Raw genomic sequence first — 22491 nt, 5'->3', positions numbered from 1 at the left:
CACGAACTGCACCCCCAGCTCACCGCCGGTGCCCAACTGCTTCGGCTGATCATCCGATCACCCCGGCAGTCGGGTAGTACGAGATGGGCAATCCGGTCCCGCGTCGGGCGACGACCCTCCGCGTGCCCGGTTCAGGTATCGATGATGTTGTTGTTCTCGTCGATGCCGTGGCTGCGCCAGTAGACGTCCCACTCGTCGTCGACGTGCTGCGGGACCTTGCCCTCCGGATAGCGGACGTACGGCGGGGTCGGCTCCTGCCCATCCGGGAAGCACGCGCTGCCACCCTGCCCGCCCACCGCGATCGCCGGATACTCACCACCAGCGCAGATGTCCTCCCGGAACGAGCAACCGGTGGTGGCCATCAGCCCACCCAGGCCGACTGCGGCCAGAGCGATCATGATTCGCGTTCGCATGGAGGGAATTCTGGTCGCCGCAGCAGCGCCTGCCATGCGCACGCGTACTCATCTCGCGCCGGGCGTCACGATTCGCCCATACGAAAGCAGGGAATATAGCCTGTTGGCTATATTCCCTGCTCAAGTGGTGCGCCCGAAGGGACTCGAACCCCTAACCTTCTGATCCGTAGTCAGATGCTCTATCCATTGAGCTACGGGCGCTCGTGCTCAGCCAGCATACACACCTGGCTTTCGCGCGGAGACTCCGGGATTCGAACCCGGGAGGGGCTTTAAGACCCCAACCGCATTAGCAGTGCGGCGCCATAGACCAGACTAGGCGAAGTCTCCCCGGTGATCCTCAGACCACCGCGCCCGAGGATACAGGTCACCACCCACCGGGAGCAAAACGACTTCCGGGGTACGCCCACCGGGGTCCGTCCGCCCCCGTGTTTCCACGCTGTGCGCGGGCGTGATCGGGACTACGCTCCATCGATATGCAGGAGCAGCCGCCCAGCGAGTCGACCCGTCGAGAGCCTGCTGAACGAGCGCGTCGGCGCTCTCCACGGGCCACGTTCACGCCGCCGGTCGTGGCAGAGGAGCCCACCGAGACGGTGGGGCCCGAGTCGGCGGCGCCGCCGGCCGCGACTCCGGCGAGCCAGCGTCCTCGACGGGCCAAGGCCGCCCCGGCGGTGCTCTTCCAACCACCAGAGCCGGATCGCCCCCTGCCTCGACAGCCTCGGCGAGCGCCGGCCGAACTGACCACCAACGCCGAGCAGCCGGAGCAGCCGGAGCACTCGGAGCAGCCGACCGGCGACCAACCGAGCCCAGCAACCGGCCTCGCATCGACACCGCCGAAGGCTCGGACCGCCCCTGTTCGCAGGGCTGACCATCGGCAGGCAGCCGACACGCCCGCCGAGGTGACCCCGGCCACGCCGACGCCCCGCAAGCGCACCGCAAAACCCACCAAGGCTGCGAGCACCACCGAGGCCGCGAGCACAACCGAACCGCAGACCTCCACCGATGCGCAGACCAGCACGGCCGCGAGCACCTCCGGCGAGGCGAGCACCATCACGCCAGCGGCCCCGGCCAAAGCCGCAAAGACCACCAGGCGCGCGGCCACCCCACGAAAGAGCACCTCGCCGACCAAGAGCACCCCGCCGACAAAGCCCGTCCCCGAACCCGTGGTCAGGCCGCGGACGGCACCCGCCGAGCAGCAGCTGACCCCGGCAGACCCCGCCGTGCGGCAGGTTGAGCCGGCTCTGGGGCGTAGCCCGGAATCGGAGCTGCGCGCGGTCGCCGCGCGCGTGCTCGACCACCCCGGCTTCGCACCGGAGCTGTTGGCTCTTGCCGCGGTGCGGACGTTCGGGCCCGGCGCGGCCGGGTGGGCCGCTGGGTTGCGCGACAGGTACCCGGACGCCTCGGCGGACGGCCTGGCCCGGTTGGCGACCCGGCGGTTCGTCCGCTCGGCGGGTGCTGGTGGGGCGACCGCCGCGCTGGCGGGCTTCTTCGCGCCGCTGGCCGAGTTGGCGGCCGTGCTGTGGACGCACTCGGAGCTGGTGCTGCACCTGGCCGCGGCGTACGGCAAGGATCCGACGCATCCCGACCGGGCAGTCGACCTGCTGGTGCTGACCCAGGTGCACCCGGATCGGGCGAGCGCGGCGGCGGCTCTGGCCGCCGCCGAGAGCGCTGGTGACCCGGTCGAGGGGGCGTGGCCGCGGGCGGCGGAGGCGGCCTGGCGGTTGGCCGCGCCGCTCACGGCGCAGGCCGGTGGTTGGGTGGCGTTGCGACTGGTGGCCCGGTTGCTGCCGGGCGCGGCGGTGCTCGCGGCGGCCCTGGGTGACGCGGCGGCGGCCGACCGGCTCGCGGCCCGGACGGTGGCCGTCTACCGACCCGGCCGGCGCTGACGGGTCAGAGCCAGTCGAACCACTCCCGGGGCAGCAGCGCGTAGCCGACGAAGGCGAACACGTCGAGCACTGTGTGCGCGATGATCAGCGGCATCACCCGCCGGGTGCGCAGGTAGAAGAGGCTGAACACGACGCCCATGATCGCGTTGCCGACAAACGCGCCGAAGCCCTGGTAGAGGTGGTACGAGCCGCGCAGCAGCGCGCTGGCCGCGATGATCGCGGCCAGCCGCCACTGGAGCTGACGCAGCCGGGTGACCAGGTAACCGACCACGATCACCTCTTCCAGCACGGCGTTCTGCACGGCGGCGAGGATCAGCACCGGAACCGTCCACCAGATGTCCGGCAGCGCGGCCGGCACCAGCGTGGCGTTGAGACCGAGGTGGGCCGCCACCCAGAACAGCGCCAACCCGGGTAGGCCGATGAGCGCCGCCAGGCCGGCGCCGCGCGCCACGTCCTGGCCGGGCCGCCGGGCGTCCAGGCCGAGGGTCCGCGCCGGGTCGCCGGGGTCACGGGTGAGCAGGTGTACGGCGAGAAGCACCGGCAGCAGCGCGAACACGATGCCGAGCAGCTGGTAGGTGAGGTCCAGCCAGGGGCGGGCCGACGCCGAGGTGTTCAGCGAGGCGGTCTGCTTGGAGAGCGGACCGTCGGCGGTCAACTTCGCGATGATCGAGACCACCGCGTAGATCGCGGACTGGCCGAGGGAGAGGCCGAGGACCAGCAGCGTCTCGGTGCCCAGCAGTCGGCGGGACACCGGGCGGGTCAGCTCAACGGTCACCGCACCACTCTGCCCGACGTACGGCACCGGTGGCATGGCCGACCGGCCACCGTGAGCCGATCGCACATTCTGTGCGACCAGTCGACACGCTCCGTGGAGATTCTATGAGCGCCCGATCCGTTGCCGTCTGGAGAAGGAGCGTCAGTGGACAACCTCGCGCGGTTGCTGAAGGAGAGCTGGGCCCTGGTCGAGGACGACCGGGTCCGGCTGAGCGGTCACTTCTACGCTCGGCTGTTCCTGCTCGACCCCGCCCTGCGGCAACTCTTCCCGGTGCAGATGACCGGCCAGGGCGACCGCCTGCTCGAAGCGATCATCACGGCGATCCACACGGTGGACGACCCGGAGAGCTTCGACGAGTTCCTCCGGGCGCTGGGCCGTGACCACCGCAAGTACCACGTCGACGAGCGGCACTACGCCACGATGGGCGTCGCGCTGCTGGACGCGCTGCGCAGCACCGCCGGCGACGGCTGGAACCTGGAGTACGACCAGGCGTGGCGGGAGGCGTACGCGGCGATCGCCGCCCTGATGGTGGCCGGTGCCGCCTCCGACGACGACCCGCCGTTCTGGCACGCCGAGGTGCTGACCCACGAGCGGTACGGCCCGGACACCGCCGTGCTGACCTGCCGGGCGTTGCAGCATCCGCTGCGCTGGCAGGCGGGGCAGTACGTGAGCCTGGAGGTGCCGCGCTACCACCCCCGGGTGTGGCGCAACTACTCGGTGGCGAACGCCCCGAACGACGACAACGTGCTGGAGTTCCATGTGCGGTCTCCGGGGGCCGGCTGGGTGTCCGGTGCCCTGGTGCGGCGGGTGCGGCCGGGTGACCTGCTCCGCCTGGCGGCACCGATGGGGTCGATGACCCTGGACCGCGCCTCGGAACGGGACATCCTCTGCGTGGCCGGTGGCGTCGGGCTGGCGCCGATCAAGGCGCTGGTGGAGGAGTTGGCCACCTTCAACCGGACCCGGTGGGTGCACGTCTTCTACGGTGCCCGGCAGGCGGCCGACCTGTACGGCCTGGACGGGTTGCAGGAATTGGTGGCCGCACACCCGTGGTTGTCGGTCACCGCGGCGTGCAGCGAGGATCCGGACTTCGACGGCGAGCAGGGCGAGATCCCGGAGGTGGTGGCCCGGTACGGCCCGTGGACCACGCACGACTGCTTCGTCTCCGGTGCCGCCCGGATGGTCCGGTCCACCCTGCGGGTGCTGGCCGCCGACAACGTGCCGCCGCCGAACATCCGCTACGACACCTTCGGCGACCTCTAGACGTTCCTCCCCCCACACCGGGGCGCGTGCCCCTGCCCCCTGGGGCACGCGCCCCGGTCCCTTCCTGGTCAGTAGCGCCAGGGACGCCCGGCCTCGCGGTACTCCTCCACCGGCACCAGGGGCACGCCCGGCGCCATCCGATCGACGTAGAGCCGGCCTTCCAGGTGGTCGATCTCGTGTGCGACCAGCCGGGCCATGCCGAATTCGAACGACGTGATGATCCGGCTGCCGTCCCACTGGGCGTGTTCCACGTCAAGGCGTAGCGGCCGGGGCACCAGACCTCGGTGGTCGAAGAAGGAGAGGCAGCCCTCGTACTGCTCGTCGGTCTCCGGGTCGGCGTCGACCACCCGCGGGTTGAGCAGCACGACCGGCTCCGCCGACCGGTCGGGCGGCCGCACCACGGCCGCCGCGCGGCCGATGCCGAACTGCGGGGCGGCGACACCAACGCCCTTGCTGAACGGGTGCAGCTCGTCGAGCCGGGCCAGGGCCATGACGAGCCGGTCGACCACGTCCCGGGCGACATGTTCCTCAGCGGGCAGGTCGAACGGGCGGGCCCGCTGGCGGAGCAGGTCGTCTCCGCGTTGCACGATGCCGAGGCCGCGCATCCGGTCGCTGGGTCGGACCCGGGCGGCGCCGGGGCCGATGTCCGGTTCGGTGTCCGGGCGGGCACGGAACCGCCACTGCATCCGGTACCGGGCGTTCAACGGGGGGTCGTCGGTCTGCCAGTCGTAGATCACCCGGTCGCCCTCGTCGTGACGCTGCGGCGCCGTCCGCAGCGGGCCCTCCTCCGCGCTGAGCGAGGTCTCCACGCCCCAGACCTGCGGGTCGAGGGCAGCGGGCAGATCCAGGCGTACGGCGAGCTGGCGGGTGGGCAGTCGGACGGCCCGCTGGAACCAGGGGCCCCACTTCTCGTGGCCGACGCTGTACGCGTACTCGATGGTGGCCCGGTCGCCCGGGTAGAGGGGGAAGCGTCGCTCCCCGTTCTCGAAGAGCAGCCAGATCTCCTTGAACGCGTCCCGATCGTGCTTGGCTCGCCAGTGCATCGGCTCCGGGTCTCCGCCGCCGTCGTCTCGACGGGCCTGTATCTGCAGCTCGGCGAAGGTGAGGGGGTGCTCCCGGTGGTGCCGATTGGAGCGGCCGGGGTCGTTCGGGTAGCGGTCGACGGCGACCCGGACCAGGTAGCGGGTGACCGGCTCGGTGCCGGCGTTGTAGAGCTCACGGTGGATGACGCACCGGTAGCCGTCGTCGGTGTGGGTGAGGGTGGCCAGCTCCCGTTCCACGACCAGCCCGGTGCCCGGTGGCAGCCACTGGCCTGGCAGGTACGACTCGCGCTGCGGATGACCCGCCCGGGCGTGTCGAAGGTCGTCGTACTCCCGGAAGCGCTGCCAGATCGCGCCGCTCGCCTCCAGGACGGCCTCCGCGCGGCGGGCGAAGTCCTCGGTCGGGCGGTGCCGGCGCCCCTCGACGTGGCTCACGTAGGACGGGTCGAACCCCATCAGGACGGCCAGTTGCTTCTTGGACAGCCCGCGCCCGGTCCGTTGCCGGGCGAGTTCGGCCGCGAAGGAGTCGGCAGCCCGTTCGAGGGGTGAGGTAGTCATCAGCTTCCTCGTGGCCGGGGCTATAAGTTTTCACGTTCCGTGCGCGAGCACACACGCAAGTGGCATGTTTTCGACACACTGCTTGACAATTCACCGATGGCCGTCGATTGTGCGACGGCGTTTCCCAGCACCGACTCCGGGTAGTAGGCGGAGCACTACTCCGCCGAATGCGGGGGTGACCTGGGCGTCCGGGATGTGACCAAGGTGAGGCTTCCCTTACGGCCACGGGCCTGGTTAGGCTAGCCTTAGCTCAGGACGGCACTGGTTCGTCCGCCGGGGCGCACTCCTCGGTCAGACAGACAGGGGACGACTCAGGTGACAGCGGTGATGCCACGGCGCGAGGCCGCCACCACGCCGCTCGCCCCCGTCACCGCTGCGCTCCGGGCCATGTTCGGCACCGACGACCTCCCCGGCCTCGCCCGGGGCCTGCTGGTCGACGACGAGCTCGGCTGGGCGCCCGCCACCACCCTGATCGATGGCAGCCGACTGCCGGAGTTGCTGAACGGCGCGGCCGTCCGCTGGGGGGGCACCCCGCACGCCTGCGCGGCGCTCGCCTGGAAGTCCTACAGCTACTGGGCGGCCCTGCCGGTCGTGCTCGGCTGGGCCTCCGCCCGGCGGGTGCCACTGCTCGACCCGGCCGACCTGCTGATCCATTTCGAGGACCATCGGCAACTGCTCACCATGGGCCTGCGCCGGGGCACCACGGTGGCGGTGCTGCCGAACGACCCGCTGGCGCTGACCGGCCTGCCGGAGGTGCGGGTCGTCGCCGACGAGGCGGAGCTGCTGGCCGCGCTGCGCGCGTCCCTGCTCGACGCTCACCTGGCACCGCTCATCACGGCGATCCAGTCCGAGGTCCGGGTGGGCACCCGGACGCTGCTCGGCTCGGTCGCCTCCGGCATCGCGCACGGCATCCTGCGGGCTGCGGACGCCCTGCCCGGCTCCACGGTCCAGAGCATCGACACCCTGCTCGGCGCACTCGACCTGGCCGACCTGATCGAGCTGGTGCCGGGGCCGACCGGTGAGCCGACAGTGCAGCGCCGCACCTGCTGCCTCGCCTTCACCCTGCCCCGCCCGAAGGTCTGCCAGGGCTGCTGCGTCCGCTAGGCCAGACCGGAGCGGTATCGCTCAGTCGGTCAACGGCCGGACATCCCACACCCACACGCCGCCGGTGAAGACCGGTTCGATCCCAGTCAACTCGGTCATGCCCCGGCGCAGCGCGGTCTCGTGCTCGTGTGGCCCGAGGATGACCACCCCGGCCCGCCAGTAGCGCAGGTCGTCGACCGCTCGGACCCGGCTCTGCGGCGTGATCGGCGGCACCGCCCCGGTGCGCCGGATGGTGGTGAAGAAGCTGCTGGTGGGGCGGGGGGTCGCACCGAACAACGCGACCTTCGGCGGATCGGCGTCCGGACGGGTGTCCGGGCCGAGGAAGTAACCACGGGCCAACGGCATGTCCAGCCGGGTCGTCGCGGACCAGCGCAGCGGCTCGGCGTAGGTGGTGTCCGGCAGCGGCAGGGTCACCACACTGCGCCCACCGGCCACGTACGGCCGCCACGCCCCACTGGTCACGAAGCTGGGGACCGGATCGGGGCGGGCCACGGGCAGCGGGGTGGGGACGATCGGCAACAGGGCCATCGTGAGCACTGTGGCGGTGACGAAGCGGATCTGCCCCCGAGCGGCCGGGTGCGCGTGGGCCAACTCGCGGGCACGTTCGGCGCCGTAGGCGAGCAGCAGCCCGATGATCGGGGTGATCGCCAACGCCCAGCGTGTCGGCACCACCGAGTGCAGGATGGGCAGGTTCTCCAGCGCCGCCCAGGGGCCGGGCACACCCGTACCCCGGTTGTCGAAGCGGACCTCCCGCCCCAGCGACAGCACCGCGAAGAGCAACCCGAGCGCGGCCAGCGCGAGCACCACGATCGACCGGCGCAGCCACCAGACCAGGGCGATCACCAGCACCACAAGGCCCCACCCGAAGAAGCTGTTCTCCTCGGTCGGGTTCTTGGCCAGGCCCGCAGCGGTGCGCGCGCTACCGGCCAGCGACTCCCGGGAGTACGCGAGGAACGAGGCCACGTCGCTGGAGTAGCCGCGGATCAGGCGGGACAGCCCGGAGTACGCGCCCGGCCCGAAGAACTGGACATACAGGGGGTACGCGAGCAGGAGCCCGGCGACCCCGGCGGCGACGGCCAGCCCGGCGAGGAAGGATCGGGCCCGAGGCCGTAGATCCGCGCGGCCGGGGGCGAGCACGCCGATGACCACGCCGAGCCCGATCGCGGTCATCAGCAGGATTTCCAGGTTGAGGAACGCCTGCCAGACGATGACCAGCGCGAGAAGGATCCCGTTGCGCAGCCAGCGGCCCGGTTCACCGAGTCGTAGCGTGCGCCAAATGATCAACGGGACGACGAACTGCGACACGATGTTCGGGTGCCCATTGGCGTGGGACACCATGGCCGGCGCGAACGCGCAGAAGCCGGCGGCAAGCCACGCCGGCCCCCGGCTGCCGATCAGGACCCGGGAGAGCAGGAAATACCAGGCCGTGGCGGTGGCAATCATGCCGGCGGTCAGAAAGATCAGAAATGACGCTCGCGGCCCGAACAGCAGGGTGATCGGCGTCATTGGCAATGAAATGGATAATACGGACGTATTGGCCATCAGATTGACGCCGTCGGGCACGTTCATCTGATTGGAATGGAACGGATACGCAAAGTGCGTGACTACTCGCGCACCGTGCGCCATCATCCATTCAAACTGCGACTGATCCGACTGGTTGTCCCGCACATCGCTGTCCGGGTCCAGCCAGAGTCGACAGGTGACCCAGAAGCCGAGCACCACGAAGCTCAGCACGGCGGTCAGATCGGCCCACATCCCCCTACGGGAAGGCCGATCGGCACCGGAAGCCCCCTCCGCCGACGGCGCGGCGGCCGGGCTGCGGTTGCCGCTGGGCACGTCCGGTTCAGGAGTAGTCATGACAATTCATAGGGTAGTCAGCGCCTGGCAGCGCCGTGACATGTTTCGGGGTACTGCCGTACTATGTGCCGGGTTCGCCGACCGCCGATCACGAACCCACCCCCCGACCACAATTCGGCCACCCCGATGCCCCGATTCTTTCGCCGTCCCAGCGGATGATTCACTCTGTCGGTCCAGGCACGGGTCGAGTTCATACCGTGAGGAATCGACGCATGGCAGAAATCACTGGGGACCAGCGCGTGCAGTCCGAGGTGCTGGAAGGCCTGGCAACCGCTGTCAACCACCGTCGCTGGTTCATCGAACTGGCCGTGCCGTACCTCGGCGACGACCCGATCGAGATCGGCAGCGGTCTCGGTGACTACGCGCTGGAATGGTCCGAGCGGCTGCCACGGTTCACCGCCACCGAGGCCGACCCGGACCGGCTGCTGCAGCTCAAGGAGCGCCTCGCCGACCGTCCGAACGTCGACGTCCGGCAGATGCTGCTGCCGCACAACGGCCGGGGCGACTACAGCGCGGCCGTCTCGTACAACGTCCTGGAGCACATCGAGGACCACGTGGGCGCGCTACAGAGCATGCGCGACCTGGTCCGACCCGGCGGTGCCGTGATCATCATCGTGCCCGCGTTCCAGTTCGCTATGGGCCCGGCCGACATCGCCACCGGGCACGTCCGCCGCTACACGAAGAAGACGCTCGGGGCGGCGATGACCGAGGCCGGTCTGACCATCGAGAAGATGCACTACGCCAACGCGCTCGGGCTGATCGGCTACTTCATGGCCACCAAGGTCTTCCGGCTGATGCCGAAGGAGGGCCCGATGGTCAAGGTGTACGACACCCTCGTCCTGCCCGCCACCAAGGCCGCCGAGCAGCTCGTCCTCCCGCCGTTCGGCCAGTCCGTCTTCGCCGTAGCCCGCGTCCCAGCCTGACCCAGACCCCCGGCCCCGGCCCCGGCCCCGGCCCCGGCCCCGGCCCCGGCCCCGGCCCCGGCCCCGGCGATCTTGCACTTCCTGTCGTCGTTGTGCCTGGTATGTCAGGAATGACGGGACAGAAAGTGCAAGATCGCGGGAGCTGGGAGGGGCCTGGCTAGTCCTTGATCTGGTACGTCGGGCGGATCACCGCTCGGGCCAGGGTGTGGAACGTCAGGTTGAAGCCGACGTAGGCGGGGGTGGCGTCCGGGGTCAGGTCCAGGCGGTCGACGTCCAGGGCGTGCACCGCGAAGACGTACCGGTGCGGGCGGTCGCCGGCCGGCGGAGCCGCCCCGCCGTACCCCTGCTCGCCGTAGTCGTTGCGGACCGAGAACGCCCCGCCGAGGTCGGTACCCGCCGCGCCTCCAGCCCCGGTGGGCAACTGGGTGACGTTGACCGGCACGTTCACCAGCACCCAGTGCCAGAAACCGCTGCCCGTCGGCGCATCCGGGTCGTAGCAGGTCACCGTGAAGCTCTTCGTCTCGGCGGGAAAGTCCGACCAGGCCAGCTGCGGCGAGACGTTCTCACCCCCGGTGCTGCCATGCGCGTGCCGGGCGTCCATCGGCTCGCCGTTCTGCACGTCGTCGCTCGTCAGCGTGAACGAGGGCAGCGTCGGCAGCAGCTCGTACGGGTCCGGGGCGATCGGTCGTTCCAGGGTCATGGGGACGCGTCCTTCCGATGTGCGGAGATACCAGCCCCTTCTTACCCCGCCGCGACCCTTCCGACGACCGGAAGCACGCGCTGACCGACTGTGGTTTCGCAGAGCTACGGTTGAGTTCGGGCAACGTTCCGCAGGGGGACATCGTGGCCGGCATCTGGCGGGACTTCGCGGTAGCCGTCCTCACCGCGTTCCGCCGCCGGGACGAACGAGCCATCGCCGACGACCGCCGACGCGCTGTCGAGCGACTGGCCGAGGAGACGATCCGCCGGGAGCGGCGAACCGTCGACCCGCCGGAGTGACCGGGAGGCCGGACGCCGGAACCCTCCGGGACGAACAGACACGATGATCTGATGTGGCGGATCTTCCGGTCCCGGCCGGTGGTCACCGCGGAGAATCACCGACCGACGCTGTTCGAGGTCTTCTTCGACCTGGTGCTCGTCTTCGGGCTCATCCGGGTCACCACGTTCATGAGCGAGCAACAGTCGTCGGTGACCCTGGTGCAGGGCCTGCTCGTCCTCATGCTGCTGTGGAACTCCTGGCTCGTCTACGCCTGGCTGGGCAACTACGTCCGGCTCGACGTCGGGTTGATCCGGGTCGGCATCGCCGTGGCGATGGCAGCGGTCTTCCTCATCGCGTTGGTCCTCCCCGAAGCCTGGGAAACCGGCAGGGGTACGAGGACACCCCGGCTGATCCTGGTGCTGGCGTACCTCGTGGTGCGGTCGACCCAGTTCGTTCTCTTCTACTGGGTGTCGGTGGACGACCCCCGGCGACTAAGAACCGTTCGGCTCTACGCCCTCACCACAGCGCTGTCCTGGATCCCGCTCGTCCTCGGCGCGGTGTTCGGCGGCACCGCGCAGATCCTGCTCTGGGCGGCGGCGCTCATCATCGACATGGGCGGTGGAGTGCTCGCCCTGCTGGTGGGCGGGTGGCCGGTACGCAGCCCCGGCCACTTCGCGGAGCGGCACGGCCTGGTGGTGATCATCGCGCTCGGAGAGTCCCTGATCTCGGTCGGCGCCGGCGTCGGAACTCAGATGATCCACTGGCCGACCCTGCTGGCGGCGCTGCTCACGCTCACTGTCACTGGTTGCCTGTACTGGCTGTACTTTCCCAGCGCGTCGAGCGCCGGCAACGCACTGACGACGGACTCCGGACTGCACCGGGGCTTCGTGGCCGGCAACGCCTACAGCGTCGCCCACCTCCCGCTGCTCGCCGGAACCATCTACGTGGCGCTGGGAGTCGAAGAGGTGCTCGCCGGCATGGCGCACGGGAAGTCACACGAAACCCTGCACTGGATCCCGGCTGTCGCGCTGTTCGGCGGGGCCGCCCTGTACCTTGCGGGCCGGGCGACGTTCCTGGCACTCAGCGTCCGGTGCGTACGACCCGAGCAGTTCCTCGCCCCCGCTATGGCGCTGCTGCTACTTCCCGTCGGCCGTTACCTGCCCGGCCTGGCCGCTCTGGGCCTGCTCACCGGGTTCCTCGTCATCCTGCTCAGCTACGAGGCATGGACCAGGCGATCCGCATCTACCAGCGCCTGACGGTGCTGTTCAACGCGCCCAGCTCACGAAACGCTCGAACAGTTCACCAGCGGGGATGGCGGGCAACTCCATGACGACGACCGCGTGCAGACTGCCCAGGTACATGGACAGCCCGATCCGATCCCGGCCGTACGCCTCGGACAGGCGCACCCGGGCTGGAGCGCAGGGCCACGGAGTGTCCTGCTCGCAACTACCGCAGACCCATTCGGGTCGTCGGGGGATGTGCTGGTCAGCGAGGCGGATCGGTAAGACAGCCGCTGCCCGTTGACCCTGTGCCGCTCGGGCTTGCACAGCTGCCCTGGCAGTGGTGGGGACTTCACCCATCACCGGCCAATACTGCCGTTGCGATACTCGGTGGATCGGCGGCGGGCTTGAGCCAACAGCCGGGCCCTGGCAGCTTCCTGCTCCGCTCGTTGGATTGCCGGACCGGTGGCACCCGGCGGGGCAGGAACCGCCAGTCGCCTAGCTTGCCGGCGAAGCAGGTTGAACGGCCACATCATCGCGGTGCTCTCCCGTCTCATTCGCGGCGGCCGTCGCGTCAATCCGGACGACCACGCGCACTGATTGCAGTGGTGAGAACACGCTAAGCAGCATCGATGGGCGCGAAGGGTACGCGACGTACCCAGCGACAGGAGGTACCCCTACAGCTCTGGCACCGCGATCCGGCTCTCCAACTGGATCGCCTCGGCTCGGATGGCCGCCGGAGCCTCCCGGGCCAGCCGGCCTGCCAACTCCTGAGCCGCTGGTGAGTATCGGACCGTCTCGGGAGAGGTGGATTCCGCCAGGCCCAACAGGTGAAGCGTCGCCTCCCTCGCCCCTTCCAGGTCGGCAGAGCGGGCAAGCTCGACGTAGTGCCGACCCCGGCGTTCGGTCGACGGGATCGACGCCGGGTCGAGCGAATGCGCTCGCCGCTGCGCCTCGTCAGGATCGCCCAGGTCGACGGCGCACATCACCGCATACACGTCGACCAAGGGCCGCGAAACCCGGGTGCGGACACCGACGAAACCAGCCGGCAGGGCCCGCTCGACCACCCGGCGAGCGGCATCCCAGTCTGACCAGGCACCCTGGTCACCGGTACGGGCCCTCGTCAAGGCAGTGCAGAGGTACAGGTCGGCCAGCATCTCGGCCCACTCATTTCCGCCATCGGCGACTCGGGGCTCGATCAGACCGCGAGCTTCCTGCAACCGCTCCAACGCCTCGTCGCCGCGACCGACCGCCCGCAGCAGATGGGCTGCGTACCAGGTGGATTGGGCAATGGCGAGGGGATCATCGGCATCGAGAGCCGCAGCCATGCCGCGGTCGACGGTCAGCCAGCACAGCTCACGGTCGCCGTGCCAGGCAAGGTAAGCCTGCGCGAGGTGATGGGCCTGGGCGAGCAGAGCGAGGCTGGCCCGCCGGTCATCGCCGGTGTGCAGCCGGGCAGCTCGCTGAGTCGATTCGAGCAGCCCGGGAAGGATGACGCTCACCTCAGTGCGTTGGTGCCGGGAGGTGTGCCAGGTCTGCCACGCCGAGTCGACAGCGCCGCGTAGGTAGTCGGGGGACTCTGGTTCGCCAGAGACGGAGATGTGCCAGGCGGTCAGCGCGCGACGGACATCGCCGATGGCAGGGTGGCTGGGACGCCCGTCAAGAGACAGGGTCACCTGCGGCCCGAACAGATCACCAAGGTCACGTACGCCGAGGTGTGGCGCGATCTGCTGGGCGGCCCTCAACGTCAAGCTCCGACGCCCGTTCTCCACGAACTTGATGGTGGTCGACGACAGCGCGGCAAGGCCGGCAAGCTGCTCGCGAGACAGGCCGGCGGCTCGACGAAGCCGCTCGACGCGCTGGCCAGGGGTGGGTTGCTGATCCGCCATAAGGCACCTCGCCGTATTAGGTACATCGTGTACCCCGACCGTACGCCGCAATGAGGTGCGCGTCGATGCCCCACCCGCCGCGCTGCCTGCCCAGCGCCTCGGTCACGGGCGTATGTCTCGGCCCGTCGAACCCGCTCCGCGGCCCACGTTCGCGCTGTTTACGGGCGCTTTGCTGCCCGGGTGAGCGGAGGTTGTGGAATTCGAACCCGCGAAGACAACGCTGTCTTGCCGGTTTTCAAGACCACGAAGCTCACCGCGCCGACATGCCGTTATGCGAGCAACGCCCGCCACGCGAAACAAATACGTCATAGGGATACTCGGACCGCTTGGTGTCGCTCTCTAATTCTGTCGTACGCGGGCGCTAGAACCAGCGAGGCTCGACTGGTCCATAGGAGGTGATCATCGCCGCATCAAGTGGAAGGAAGTATGGATCCGAAGGCGCTGAACATCAGTCTCGCTCTTGGCACGGTGGCGACTCGGGCCACCGGCAAGATCATGAGAGAGCTGAGTGCGTGTCGACGCGGCACCGCTTGTGGGCGCCACTGCCACCATGGTCGCCAGCAGCGTCGCCGAGCGGCTGCGCTGATTACTGGCGGGCGGCCATGCGTAGCTGCGGCGGCCCGCGAGCCCTCCCCCGGCCGCCCCGTCTACCGCCCACACACCTGAGACGGCTGCTGCCCTCGCACGCTTTCGAGGTCTGCGACCAAGCACTTGCACGCATCCCTGTCGCGCCCAGCTGCGTCGTCAGGCGTTCTCCTCTGCCGGTTGCCGGCAGACAACTTTCTGACCAAGTGTCGAAACTGGCTAGGTCATCGTGTATACCCGCAGTACACGATCTGGAGGCCGGAGTTAGATGCTGACCGAGAGCTTGCTGGCGCTTGCATCAATTGGAGGCGCTGCTATCGCTGAAGCGATGGCCACCGACGCATGGACTGCGGTTAAGTCCGGGGTCCTGCGGGTTATGCGTCGAGACACGGCGACCACCACGTCAGAGATTGAATATCGCCTAGACGATTCGGCATCAACCCTAGACGGTCTCTCGGGTGCCGAGCTTGAAAGTGCACGTGCAATATTAGCGATCGCGTGGAGAGCACGGTTGGAAAATTTTCTGGCGAGATATCCCGATTCGGCCAACGACCTGCAGGCGGCATTAGCGATAGCTGGGACCCAAATTTCGACCCAAGTTCAGCAGCATGTCGCCGGCTACGGCAATAGCCGCCAGGCTGTTCAGGGGCATGGCGTGCAGAACGTAAACTTTAGCTAGCCCTGGGAGTAGCGAATGAGTAGCGACCAGGCGGCGGGCGTCCCACGAATAGTGCAGAACATCTTGGCAGATGGATCAAGTAACACTGCGGCACTTGGCTCGGGCACGCAAAACGTCTATCTCGGCAACCCGTCTGCACTTGCTTCTCAACCCACTGCCGTATCGGTTGCGCCTCCCTTGGGACGGCGTGATCCAGCACGGCCACTACGTGGGCGGTCGCACGTCACGACGCGACTTGCTGCGATGCTGGGTGACGCAAACCAGAACAAGAAGGTCCACGTCATCCATGGGCTCGGCGGGAGCGGGAAGACGGCTGTAGCGCTGGAGGTTGCCGCCACTGCATCCTCACGCAACATCCACGTCTGGTGGATTAATGCCGGCAATTCTGCGCTGTTGGCTGCAGGTATGCACGCGGTCGCTCGTCAGGTGGGCGCTAGTGCCGAGGAACTCGGCCAAGGGAACGCATCGGACGTGCTCTGGAATCATCTTCAAAGTTTTCCCGGAAATTGGTTACTGGTGGTTGACAATGCGGACAATCCCAACTTGCTTGGGGAAGCACCCGGTGCCATTAGCGATGGCACTGGGTGGATAAGACCAACCGTCCCCGAGCAAGGACGAGTGTTGGTAACTTCTCGTGACGCCACGCCAGAATTGTGGGGATCGTGGTGCGAGTTACATGTCATGGACATGCTTGCACCGGACGATGGCGCTCAGGTTCTCTTAGATCACACCGGCAATCGGGCTGGCAGTAGGGGCGAGGCTGCCGCCTTGGCCACCATACTGGGCGGTCTGCCGTTAGCTCTGAGGATAGCCGGCTCGTATTTGGCAGAGACTACTTCATCGCCTTGGCCGGAAGCCGACGCCATTAAGTCTTTTTCACAGTATAGCGCCAGCGTCGTTGGGGATTTTCTCCCGCCCGGTGGGGAGCAGTTGATTGAAAGAGTCTGGCAGCTATCTATTAGCCTGCTGGAGAAGCGAGGGCTTCTTGACGCGGTGTCATTGTTGGAACTGTTGTCCAATCTCGCCGACGCGCCGATTCCCTATCAAACGGTACTGGAGCCGGGACTGCTTGCTCGGTCAGCCACATTTCAAGGGCTAGATGGCCCTCAGCTTTGGCGAATCTTGCAGGCGCTGAACAATCTGGCGATGATAGATCTCGGTTTACCGCCAGCCGCGGATGCCTCAAGTGACGAAGTCCTCACCTTAAGAGTTCATCCACTGGTACGTCATGCAGCACGTCGAACTGCGGCGGGTCGGAACCGATCGACATACATATATCTCCTTGTACTCAGCATCGGAAAAGTGACGTCCGAGGTCGACCCAACCCTTCAAGAAGGGTGGCCTCGTTGGCAGTACCTCACGCCGCATATACTCCATTTATTCCACATCCTCGATGACTTTACTAGCGTGCCTGATGAGCTGACTGTCATTGCTGGATCGGCCGCGCTTGCTGCTACCCGTTACCTTGAAGAGCGGGGTCTGTATCTCCAGGCAGAGGTGGAACTCAGATCAATAATAGCGGCTCAACAACGTCGTCTCGGCGATGAAAGCGATGACGTCCTGGAGGGCCGCCACAGGCTGGCCCATATACTTTCCCAACGCGGCAACCTCGAAGAAGCGCGGAACGAGCACGTTTCTGTTCTTGAGACGGCGCGAAGGGTAAGAGGCGAAGACGCTCCCTATACTCTCAATCTTCGCCAGTGCCTAGGATCGCTCTTAGACTTGCAAGGCAAGTATGAAGAAGCTGAGGCTGAGCAGCGGCTTGCTCTGGAAACCGCGCGGCGAGCGCTGGGTGAAGACCATTTCCAGACTTTGAACATTCGACATAACCTTGGTCACACGCTTCGAAGCCGCGGAAAGCCAGCCGAGGCCGCAAGGGAACATCTTGTGGTGATCGAAGCCCAAGCGCGCACAATGGGACCGCATCACAGGAAAACGCTCAAGACTCGTGAGTGTTACGCTCTGATCCTTGAGGATCTAGGCGAGTATGATGCCGTAGAGAATGAGTTGAAAGAGTTGACTCTTATTCGTGAGGAGCGATTCGGAAACGAGGATCTAGAGACCATCGGCGTTCGCACGAGCTATGCCGGGTTCCTCAAAAGTCAGGGTAGATATGAAGCCGCGAAAGAGGAGTACGGCAAGGTCATTTCCTCCAGACGTTCAGTCCTAGGCGAAAATCATCGGCTTACGCTGTCGGCTCGGCATCACTTGGCTGATGTGCTTACGTCTAGTGGGGAACTCGAAGAAGCGGAAACCGAACATCGGTCTGTTTTGGAGGCGGAGCGCCGGGTCCTGGGCGACGATCATCCCGGAACGCTCCAGACCCGATATTGCCTGTCGGTCCTTCTGCAACAAAGGGGAGAGTACGAAGCTGCCGCAGCCGAGTATCGTGTTGTTCTTGACGGGCGGCGCCGCGTTCTCGGGGAACGCCACCCAAATACGGTAGAAGCACTGCATGGATTGGCTCACGTCCTTGAGCACACAAAAGAGCATGATGAGGCGCAAGCAGCGCACCAAGAGGTCCTTAGATTTGCAGCGGAAGTGGTTGGTGAAGATCATCCGAGGACGCTGCGGATGCGTTCTTGCCTCGCATACTTTCTCCTCAAGCGACGGAACTACGACGTAGCTAGGCTTGAATTCGAAAAGGTTCTAAGTGGCTACCTGCGTGTTCTTGGCGTGGAACATCCCCACACAGTTGCTGTGCAACAAATCCTGGATAGAATCGCAGATGCCGATGACTAGGCAGGGCCATTAAACCGCCCGACGTCAACCGATGGGGAACGGGCCTCGTTGGTGAGAGGGCTTGCGATCTCGGCCATACTCGTTATTGCGGCATCAGCTCCGGCGTTGAAAGGCACTGAGCGCTGGCCGCTGACCCATCGGCCATACGACCTGCGACATGCCGCCGTATCGCTTTGGCTCAACGCCGGGTGCCGGCCACCCAGGGCGCTCAGTGGGCCGGGCACAGCGTACATATTCTGTTATAGGTCTACGTCTCGCGCGTCGACGGGCAGGACGAGGCGGCGCAGAAACGGATCGAGGGAGCGTTGGGCACCGAGGTTCCGGGCACGGCCGAAGAGAAGCCCGGGAACGCCGACACGCAGACGACACAACCAGTGAGACACGACGGCCCCGAGCGGGGCCAAGTGAGACCGACTTAGCACCCATAGACGCGCTCCCTGGCCAGCGTTCGCGCTGGTCAGGGGCGTTTCTGGTGTCCAGAGGGGCGGAGGGTGTGGGATTCGAACCCACGAAGACATCGCTGCCTTACCGGTTTTCAAGACCAGCGCCATCGGCCACTAGGCGAACCCTCCTTGGCCGCCACCCGTGGGCGTACGGCCACGCATAGTCTGCCACGGCTCGCTCCGGGCGGCCCGGCGTCCCTCCCCGGTACGCCGGCCAGGCGGTCTGCCGTGTCCACTGTGGGCTGGGCGGTGCGCCTGCGGCACCCGGGAAGATCGGGAAGACTGGGCCCATGCGAGCCATCACGATTCCGGAGCCCGGTGGACCTGACGCGCTGGTGTGGGCCGAGGTGCCCGACCCGGAGCCGGGCCCGGACGAGGTGATCGTGGATGTGCGGGCCAGCGGGGTGAACAGGGCTGACCTGCTGCAACGGCAGGGGCACTACCCGCCGCCGCCCGGCGTGCCCGCGTACCCCGGGTTGGAATGCTCTGGGGTGATCACGGAGGTTGGCGCGGAGGTCGCCGGGTGGGCGGTCGGGCAGCAGGTCTGCGCGCTGCTGGCCGGCGGCGGGTACGCGGAGCGGGTCGCGGTCCCCGCCGGGCAGTTGCTGCCGGTGCCGGCCTGCGACCCGGTCGACGCGGCGGCGCTGCCCGAGGTGGCCTGCACGGTCTGGTCGAACCTGATCCAGGTGGCGCGGCTCGGCGCGGGCGACACGCTGCTGGTGCACGGTGGCGGCAGCGGGATCGGCACCTTCGCCATCCAGTTCGGGGCGGCCCTCGGCGTGACAGTGCTGACCACCGCGCGGGAGGCCAAGCACACCCGGCTGCGTGAGCTGGGCGCGGCGCACGTCATCGACTACCGGGAGCAGGACTTCGTCGAGGAGGTCCGGCGGATCACCGACGGACGCGGTGTCGACGTCATCCTCGACATCATGGGTGGGTCCTACCTGGGGCGGAACGTCTCCACGCTGGCCACTGGCGGTCGGCTCGTGGTGATCGGGATGCAGGGCGGGCGCAAGGCCGAGTTGGATCTCGGCGCGCTGATGACCAGGCGGGCCAGCGTCACCGCGACGTCGCTACGGTCCCGTCCGCTCGTTGAGAAGGCGGAGATCGTCCAGGGCGTACGGGACGAGGTGTGGCCGTTGGTCGAGGCGGGCCGGATCCGGCCGATCGTGGACCGGCGGCTGCCGATGACCGAGGCGGCGCAGGCGCACCGGCTCGTCGAGTCGAACGACCACTTCGGCAAGGTGCTGCTCACCCGCCCGCCGGGCGGAGGGTCGGCCGTCAGTTGAGCGTGCCGGCCGGCGTCGGGTCGACGATCGGTCTGGGCAGCACCAGTCGGGCGCCCGGGCCCTCGCCGGCCAGCGCGTCCTCCGGGTTGTTCAACGTGCAGCGCTGCAGGGACAGGCAGCCGCAGCCGATGCAGCCGTCCAGGTCGTCGCGAAGCCTGGTGAGCAGCCGGATCCGCTCGTCCAGCCGGCTGCGCCAGCTCGCCGACAGCCGCGCCCAGTCCTGCGGGCTCGGCGTGCGGGCCTCGGGGAGCGAGTCGAGTGCCTCCCGGATCTCGTCGAGCGAGACGCCGACCTGCTGGGAGATCCGGATGAAGGCGACCCGCCGCAGCTCGGCGCGGGCGTACCGGCGCTGGTTGCCGCCGGTGCGGTCGGCGCGGATCAGCCCGAGTCGCTCGTAGTAGCGCAGCGCCGACGGTGCCACCCCGGAGCGGGCGGACAGCTCACCGATCGTCAATGAATCCGGCATCCCCAGGTCCTTGAGTTGAAGTCCACTTCAACTAACACAGTAGTGGCATGGCCACCACACTGACCACCGACAGCAGCGCCCGACTGCCCGGGCTGATCCGACGACTGACCGGCGACGAGAAACACGCGCCGAGCGCGCACTCCACCGTCGACGTGCTCCAAGTGCTCTACGACCGGGTGCTGCGGGTCACCCCCGACACCGCCGACGACCCGGAGCGGGACCGGTTCCTGCTCTCCAAGGGCCACGGACCGGCCGCCTACTACGCGGTGCTCGCCGCGCACGGCTTCATCCCGGACGCCTGGCTCGACGACCTGGCCGGACCGGAGAGCCGGCTCGGCCACCACCCGGACCGACTCCTGGTGCCCGGGGTCGAGATCGGCTCCGGCTCCCTCGGGCACGGCCTCGGGCTGGCCGTCGGCACCGCGCTCGGCCTGCGCGCCCAAGGGCTGCGCAAACCCCGGGTGTACGTGCTGCTCGGCGACGCCGAACTGGACGAGGGATCCAACCACGAGGCGATCGCGTACGCCGGAGCGACCGGCCTGGACAGCCTCACCGCTGTCGTGGTCGACAACGCGTCGGCCAGCCACGGGTGGGCCGGTGGCATCGCCGGCCGGTTTACCGTCAACGGTTGGACAGCCGACACCGTCGACGGCCGGAACCACGAAGCCCTGTACGCGGCACTGACCGGGCACCGACCACGACACCCGCACCTGGTGGTCGCCCGCATCGGGAGCAAGGGATGACCGACATGCGTACCGCCTTCATCGACACCGCCACAGCGCTCCTCGACGAGGACCCGCGTACCGCGCTGGTGCTGGCCGACATCTCGGCGAGCCAGTTCGCCTCGGCCGGCCACCGCCACCCGGACCGGGTGCTCAACGTCGGGATCCGGGAGCAACTGATGATCGGAGTGGCCGGCGGGCTCGCCCTGACCGGGCTGCGTCCGATCGCGCACTCGTACGCGACGTTCCTGGTGGACCGGGCGTACGAGCAGATCAAGTTGGATCTGGACCACCAGGGCGTGGGCGCCGTCCTGGTCAGCATCGGCGCGTCGTACGACGGGTCGGCTGAGGGTCGCACCCATCAGTCGCCCGGAGACGTGGCGCTCTTCGACTCCCTCGGTGACGGCTGGACCGTCCGGGTGCCCGGCCACCCGGACGAGGTGGGGCCGCTGCTGCGCAACGCCGCGACCACCGACGACCCGATCTACCTGCGGCTCTGCGAGCAGCGCAACGCCGAGGCGTACCCGGACGCCACCCGGCTACGGGTGCTCCGGCGGGGCCCGACGAATGCGCCCCTCGTGGTGGCGGTCGGACCGATGCTCGACCCCACCCTGGCGGCGACCGAGGGAATGGACGTGACAGTGGCGTACACCCACACACCCCGGCCGCTCGACACGCCCGGGCTGCGGGCGCTCGCCAACACCGACGTGGTGTTGGTCGAGCCGTACCTGGCGGGAACGTCGAGCGCGCTCGTCAGCCGGGCCCTGGCGGACGTGCCGCACCGGCTGCTCGCCCTCGGGGTGGGTCAGACCGACCTGCGACGGTACGGCGATCCGGCCGACCACGCCCGGTGGCACGGGCTGGACGCCGACGGCCTGCGGCGGTCGATCAGCGCGTTCCTGGGGTCAGTTGGCGGCTGAGACGGCGGGGCGGCGGCGAGCGCGCTCGCGCCCGAGGATCCAGATCGCCTCGACGCCGTCCTTCCAGGTGATCTTCTTGCCCTCTTCCCGGCCGCGTGCCCGGTAGCTGATCGGCACCTCGTACGGCCGGATCCGGCGACGCAGCAGCTTGCCGGTCACCTCGGCCTCCATGCCGAAGCCGCGCGAGCGCACCCCGAGCGACCGGTAGAGCGCCACCGGCATCAGCTTGAAGCAGGTTTCCAGGTCGCCGATGTACGAGTTGAACAGCACGTTGGCCGCCATCGTGACGCCCTTGTTGCCCATCACGTACCAGAAGCTGTAGGCGCTGTGGCTGCCGAAGGTGCGATTGCCGTAGACCACAGTGGCCCGGCCGTCGAGCACCGGGTCGAGCAGCTTGGGGATGTCCTGCGGGTCGTACTCCAGGTCGGCGTCGAGGATGACCATGTAGTCACCCTCCGCGCTGTCGACCGCCGTCTTGATGGCGGCACCCTTGCCGGCGTTGCGCTGGTGGGTGATGACCCGAAGGCGCGCGTCGTCGGCGCGACCGAGGACCTCGCCGGTGCCGTCGCGGCTGCCGTCGTCGACGACGACCAACTCGATCTCACACGGATAGTCAACCGCCAATGCCTGCTTGAGGGCATCCGCGATGCGTTCTTCCTCGTTGTAGACCGGCATGAGGATCGAGAGCTTCACGGGGATCTCCACGGTGGCGGCAACACGTCGGCCATAGCCTAACCTGGTTGG

Annotated in this window: 20 protein-coding genes, 3 tRNA genes and 1 pseudogene; 12 read left to right on the top strand and 12 right to left on the bottom strand. The window is 68.0% G+C overall.

All coding sequences use genetic code 11. The features are described from left to right. Positions 1-131: 131 nt before the first annotated feature. The 3 genes from AB0B48_RS00565 to AB0B48_RS00555 all read right to left on the bottom strand — a co-directional run bounded on the left by AB0B48_RS00565 (position 132) and on the right by AB0B48_RS00555 (position 740). Entirely contained in the window at positions 132-413 is a 282-nt protein-coding gene (locus tag AB0B48_RS00565) for a hypothetical protein (RefSeq protein ID WP_357193777.1), read from the bottom strand. A 125-nt stretch (positions 414-538) separates the two neighbouring features. Beyond that, positions 539-614, bottom strand: a tRNA-Arg gene (locus AB0B48_RS00560). Positions 615-649: 35 nt separating this feature from the next. Beyond that, positions 650-740, bottom strand: a tRNA-Ser gene (locus tag AB0B48_RS00555). Between the two features lie 239 nt (positions 741-979). On the opposite strand from AB0B48_RS00555, the gene AB0B48_RS00550 reads away from it, so the two are divergent. Beyond that, positions 980-2296 carry a hypothetical protein gene (locus AB0B48_RS00550; RefSeq protein WP_357193774.1) on the top strand — a complete coding sequence of 439 codons (1317 nt, stop codon included), beginning with the start codon at positions 980-982 and terminating at the stop codon, positions 2294-2296. Positions 2297-2300: 4 nt separating this feature from the next. Here the strand turns inward: AB0B48_RS00550 and AB0B48_RS00545 are convergent, their stop codons facing one another. Next, complete coding sequence (locus AB0B48_RS00545) at positions 2301-3071, bottom strand: CPBP family intramembrane glutamic endopeptidase (protein ID WP_357193771.1); 771 nt, start codon at positions 3069-3071, stop codon at positions 2301-2303. A gap of 144 nt (positions 3072-3215) precedes the next feature. On the opposite strand from AB0B48_RS00545, the gene AB0B48_RS00540 reads away from it, so the two are divergent. Next, positions 3216-4331, top strand: coding sequence for a globin domain-containing protein (locus tag AB0B48_RS00540; protein WP_357193768.1), 1116 nt, complete (start codon positions 3216-3218; stop codon positions 4329-4331). Positions 4332-4399: 68 nt separating this feature from the next. Here AB0B48_RS00540 and AB0B48_RS00535 read toward each other — a convergent pair whose 3' ends face one another. Continuing rightward, positions 4400-5929 carry a peptide deformylase gene (locus AB0B48_RS00535; RefSeq protein WP_357193765.1) on the bottom strand — a complete coding sequence of 510 codons (1530 nt, stop codon included), beginning with the start codon at positions 5927-5929 and terminating at the stop codon, positions 4400-4402. A gap of 327 nt (positions 5930-6256) precedes the next feature. Between AB0B48_RS00535 and AB0B48_RS00530 the strand changes: the two genes are divergently transcribed. Next, complete coding sequence (locus tag AB0B48_RS00530) at positions 6257-7033, top strand: hypothetical protein (protein WP_357193762.1); 777 nt, start codon at positions 6257-6259, stop codon at positions 7031-7033. A 21-nt stretch (positions 7034-7054) separates the two neighbouring features. On the opposite strand, the gene AB0B48_RS00525 is transcribed toward AB0B48_RS00530, so the two are convergent. After that, positions 7055-8788 (bottom strand): hypothetical protein, encoded by a 1734-nt coding sequence (locus AB0B48_RS00525; RefSeq protein ID WP_357193759.1) that lies wholly within the window; start codon positions 8786-8788, stop codon positions 7055-7057. A gap of 314 nt (positions 8789-9102) precedes the next feature. On the opposite strand from AB0B48_RS00525, the gene AB0B48_RS00520 reads away from it, so the two are divergent. Next, positions 9103-9813 (top strand): class I SAM-dependent methyltransferase, encoded by a 711-nt coding sequence (locus AB0B48_RS00520; protein WP_357193756.1) that lies wholly within the window; start codon positions 9103-9105, stop codon positions 9811-9813. A 157-nt stretch (positions 9814-9970) separates the two neighbouring features. Here the strand turns inward: AB0B48_RS00520 and AB0B48_RS00515 are convergent, their stop codons facing one another. Beyond that, on the bottom strand, positions 9971-10513 hold the full coding sequence (locus AB0B48_RS00515; RefSeq protein ID WP_357193753.1) for a YbhB/YbcL family Raf kinase inhibitor-like protein: 543 nt from the start codon (positions 10511-10513) through the stop codon (positions 9971-9973). Between the two features lie 143 nt (positions 10514-10656). Here AB0B48_RS00515 and AB0B48_RS00510 point away from each other — a divergent pair, with 143 nt between their 5' ends. Together AB0B48_RS00510 and AB0B48_RS00505 are read left to right on the top strand one after the other, a co-directional pair. Beyond that, the gene (locus tag AB0B48_RS00510; RefSeq protein ID WP_357193751.1) at positions 10657-10812 is read left to right on the top strand and encodes a hypothetical protein; all 156 of its coding nucleotides are present in this window, start codon (positions 10657-10659) and stop codon (positions 10810-10812) included. Between the two features lie 51 nt (positions 10813-10863). Then, positions 10864-12048, top strand: a complete 1185-nt coding sequence (locus AB0B48_RS00505; RefSeq protein WP_357193748.1) for a low temperature requirement protein A — start codon at positions 10864-10866, stop codon at positions 12046-12048. Positions 12049-12057: 9 nt separating this feature from the next. Here the strand turns inward: AB0B48_RS00505 and AB0B48_RS00500 are convergent, their stop codons facing one another. Further along, positions 12058-12198, bottom strand: a complete 141-nt coding sequence (locus tag AB0B48_RS00500; protein WP_355004431.1) for a hypothetical protein — start codon at positions 12196-12198, stop codon at positions 12058-12060. A gap of 491 nt (positions 12199-12689) precedes the next feature. Beyond that, positions 12690-13901, bottom strand: a complete 1212-nt coding sequence (locus AB0B48_RS00495) for a helix-turn-helix transcriptional regulator (RefSeq protein WP_357193744.1) — start codon at positions 13899-13901, stop codon at positions 12690-12692. A gap of 853 nt (positions 13902-14754) precedes the next feature. Here AB0B48_RS00495 and AB0B48_RS00490 point away from each other — a divergent pair. The 3 genes and pseudogenes from AB0B48_RS00490 to AB0B48_RS00480 all read left to right on the top strand — a co-directional run. Next, on the top strand, positions 14755-15165 hold the full coding sequence (locus AB0B48_RS00490; protein ID WP_357193741.1) for a hypothetical protein: 411 nt from the start codon (positions 14755-14757) through the stop codon (positions 15163-15165). A 15-nt stretch (positions 15166-15180) separates the two neighbouring features. After that, positions 15181-17907 (top strand): tetratricopeptide repeat protein, encoded by a 2727-nt coding sequence (locus tag AB0B48_RS00485; protein ID WP_357193738.1) that lies wholly within the window; start codon positions 15181-15183, stop codon positions 17905-17907. A gap of 126 nt (positions 17908-18033) precedes the next feature. Next, positions 18034-18326: pseudogene (locus tag AB0B48_RS00480) on the top strand (integrase); the annotation flags it as partial. A 66-nt stretch (positions 18327-18392) separates the two neighbouring features. Here the strand turns inward: AB0B48_RS00480 and AB0B48_RS00475 are convergent. Beyond that, positions 18393-18479: transfer RNA gene (locus tag AB0B48_RS00475), tRNA-Ser, on the bottom strand. 161 nt (positions 18480-18640) lie between these two features. Here AB0B48_RS00475 and AB0B48_RS00470 point away from each other — a divergent pair. Then, complete coding sequence (locus AB0B48_RS00470) at positions 18641-19639, top strand: NAD(P)H-quinone oxidoreductase (RefSeq protein ID WP_357193735.1); 999 nt, start codon at positions 18641-18643, stop codon at positions 19637-19639. Here AB0B48_RS00470 and soxR read toward each other — a convergent pair. Beyond that, positions 19632-20105, bottom strand: a complete 474-nt coding sequence (gene soxR, locus AB0B48_RS00465; protein WP_357193732.1) for a redox-sensitive transcriptional activator SoxR — start codon at positions 20103-20105, stop codon at positions 19632-19634. The two genes, AB0B48_RS00470 and soxR, sit on opposite strands and share 8 nt — an antisense overlap. Positions 20106-20152: 47 nt before the next feature. Here soxR and AB0B48_RS00460 point away from each other — a divergent pair, with 47 nt between their 5' ends. Together AB0B48_RS00460 and AB0B48_RS00455 are read left to right on the top strand one after the other, a co-directional pair. Beyond that, positions 20153-20848, top strand: coding sequence for a transketolase (locus AB0B48_RS00460; RefSeq protein ID WP_357193729.1), 696 nt, complete (start codon positions 20153-20155; stop codon positions 20846-20848). A 5-nt stretch (positions 20849-20853) separates the two neighbouring features. Next, positions 20854-21747, top strand: a complete 894-nt coding sequence (locus AB0B48_RS00455; protein ID WP_357193805.1) for a transketolase — start codon at positions 20854-20856, stop codon at positions 21745-21747. Here the strand turns inward: AB0B48_RS00455 and AB0B48_RS00450 are convergent. Beyond that, entirely contained in the window at positions 21733-22440 is a 708-nt protein-coding gene (locus tag AB0B48_RS00450) for a glycosyltransferase family 2 protein (RefSeq protein ID WP_091397575.1), read from the bottom strand. The genes AB0B48_RS00455 and AB0B48_RS00450 overlap by 15 nt on opposite strands. Positions 22441-22491 lie beyond the last annotated feature (51 nt).

The sequence above is a fragment of the Micromonospora sp. NPDC049089 genome, assembly GCF_040648775.1.
Lineage (GTDB): Bacteria > Actinomycetota > Actinomycetes > Mycobacteriales > Micromonosporaceae > Micromonospora.
The sequence above is the reverse complement of the archived record's forward strand: the minus strand, read 5'-3'. Positions and strand labels throughout refer to the sequence as shown.

Bases quoted from the DNA above. Each gene is read 5' to 3' on its own strand.
- AB0B48_RS00565 (WP_357193777.1), bottom strand. From the start codon at position 413: ATGCGAACGCGAATCATGATCGCTCTGGCCGCAGTCGGCCTGGGTGGG.
- AB0B48_RS00535 (WP_357193765.1), bottom strand. From the start codon at position 5,929: ATGACTACCTCACCCCTCGAACGGGCTGCCGACTCCTTCGCGGCCGAA.
- AB0B48_RS00530 (WP_357193762.1), top strand. From the start codon at position 6,257: ATGCCACGGCGCGAGGCCGCCACCACGCCGCTCGCCCCCGTCACCGCT.
- AB0B48_RS00525 (WP_357193759.1), bottom strand. From the start codon at position 8,788: ATGTGGGCCGATCTGACCGCCGTGCTGAGCTTCGTGGTGCTCGGCTTC.
- AB0B48_RS00520 (WP_357193756.1), top strand. From the start codon at position 9,103: ATGGCAGAAATCACTGGGGACCAGCGCGTGCAGTCCGAGGTGCTGGAA.
- AB0B48_RS00515 (WP_357193753.1), bottom strand. From the start codon at position 10,513: ATGACCCTGGAACGACCGATCGCCCCGGACCCGTACGAGCTGCTGCCG.
- AB0B48_RS00505 (WP_357193748.1), top strand. From the start codon at position 10,864: ATGTGGCGGATCTTCCGGTCCCGGCCGGTGGTCACCGCGGAGAATCAC.
- AB0B48_RS00495 (WP_357193744.1), bottom strand. From the start codon at position 13,901: ATGGCGGATCAGCAACCCACCCCTGGCCAGCGCGTCGAGCGGCTTCGT.
- AB0B48_RS00490 (WP_357193741.1), top strand. From the start codon at position 14,755: ATGCTGACCGAGAGCTTGCTGGCGCTTGCATCAATTGGAGGCGCTGCT.
- AB0B48_RS00485 (WP_357193738.1), top strand. From the start codon at position 15,181: ATGAGTAGCGACCAGGCGGCGGGCGTCCCACGAATAGTGCAGAACATC.
- AB0B48_RS00470 (WP_357193735.1), top strand. From the start codon at position 18,641: ATGCGAGCCATCACGATTCCGGAGCCCGGTGGACCTGACGCGCTGGTG.
- soxR (WP_357193732.1), bottom strand. From the start codon at position 20,105: ATGCCGGATTCATTGACGATCGGTGAGCTGTCCGCCCGCTCCGGGGTG.
- AB0B48_RS00460 (WP_357193729.1), top strand. From the start codon at position 20,153: ATGGCCACCACACTGACCACCGACAGCAGCGCCCGACTGCCCGGGCTG.
- AB0B48_RS00455 (WP_357193805.1), top strand. From the start codon at position 20,854: ATGCGTACCGCCTTCATCGACACCGCCACAGCGCTCCTCGACGAGGAC.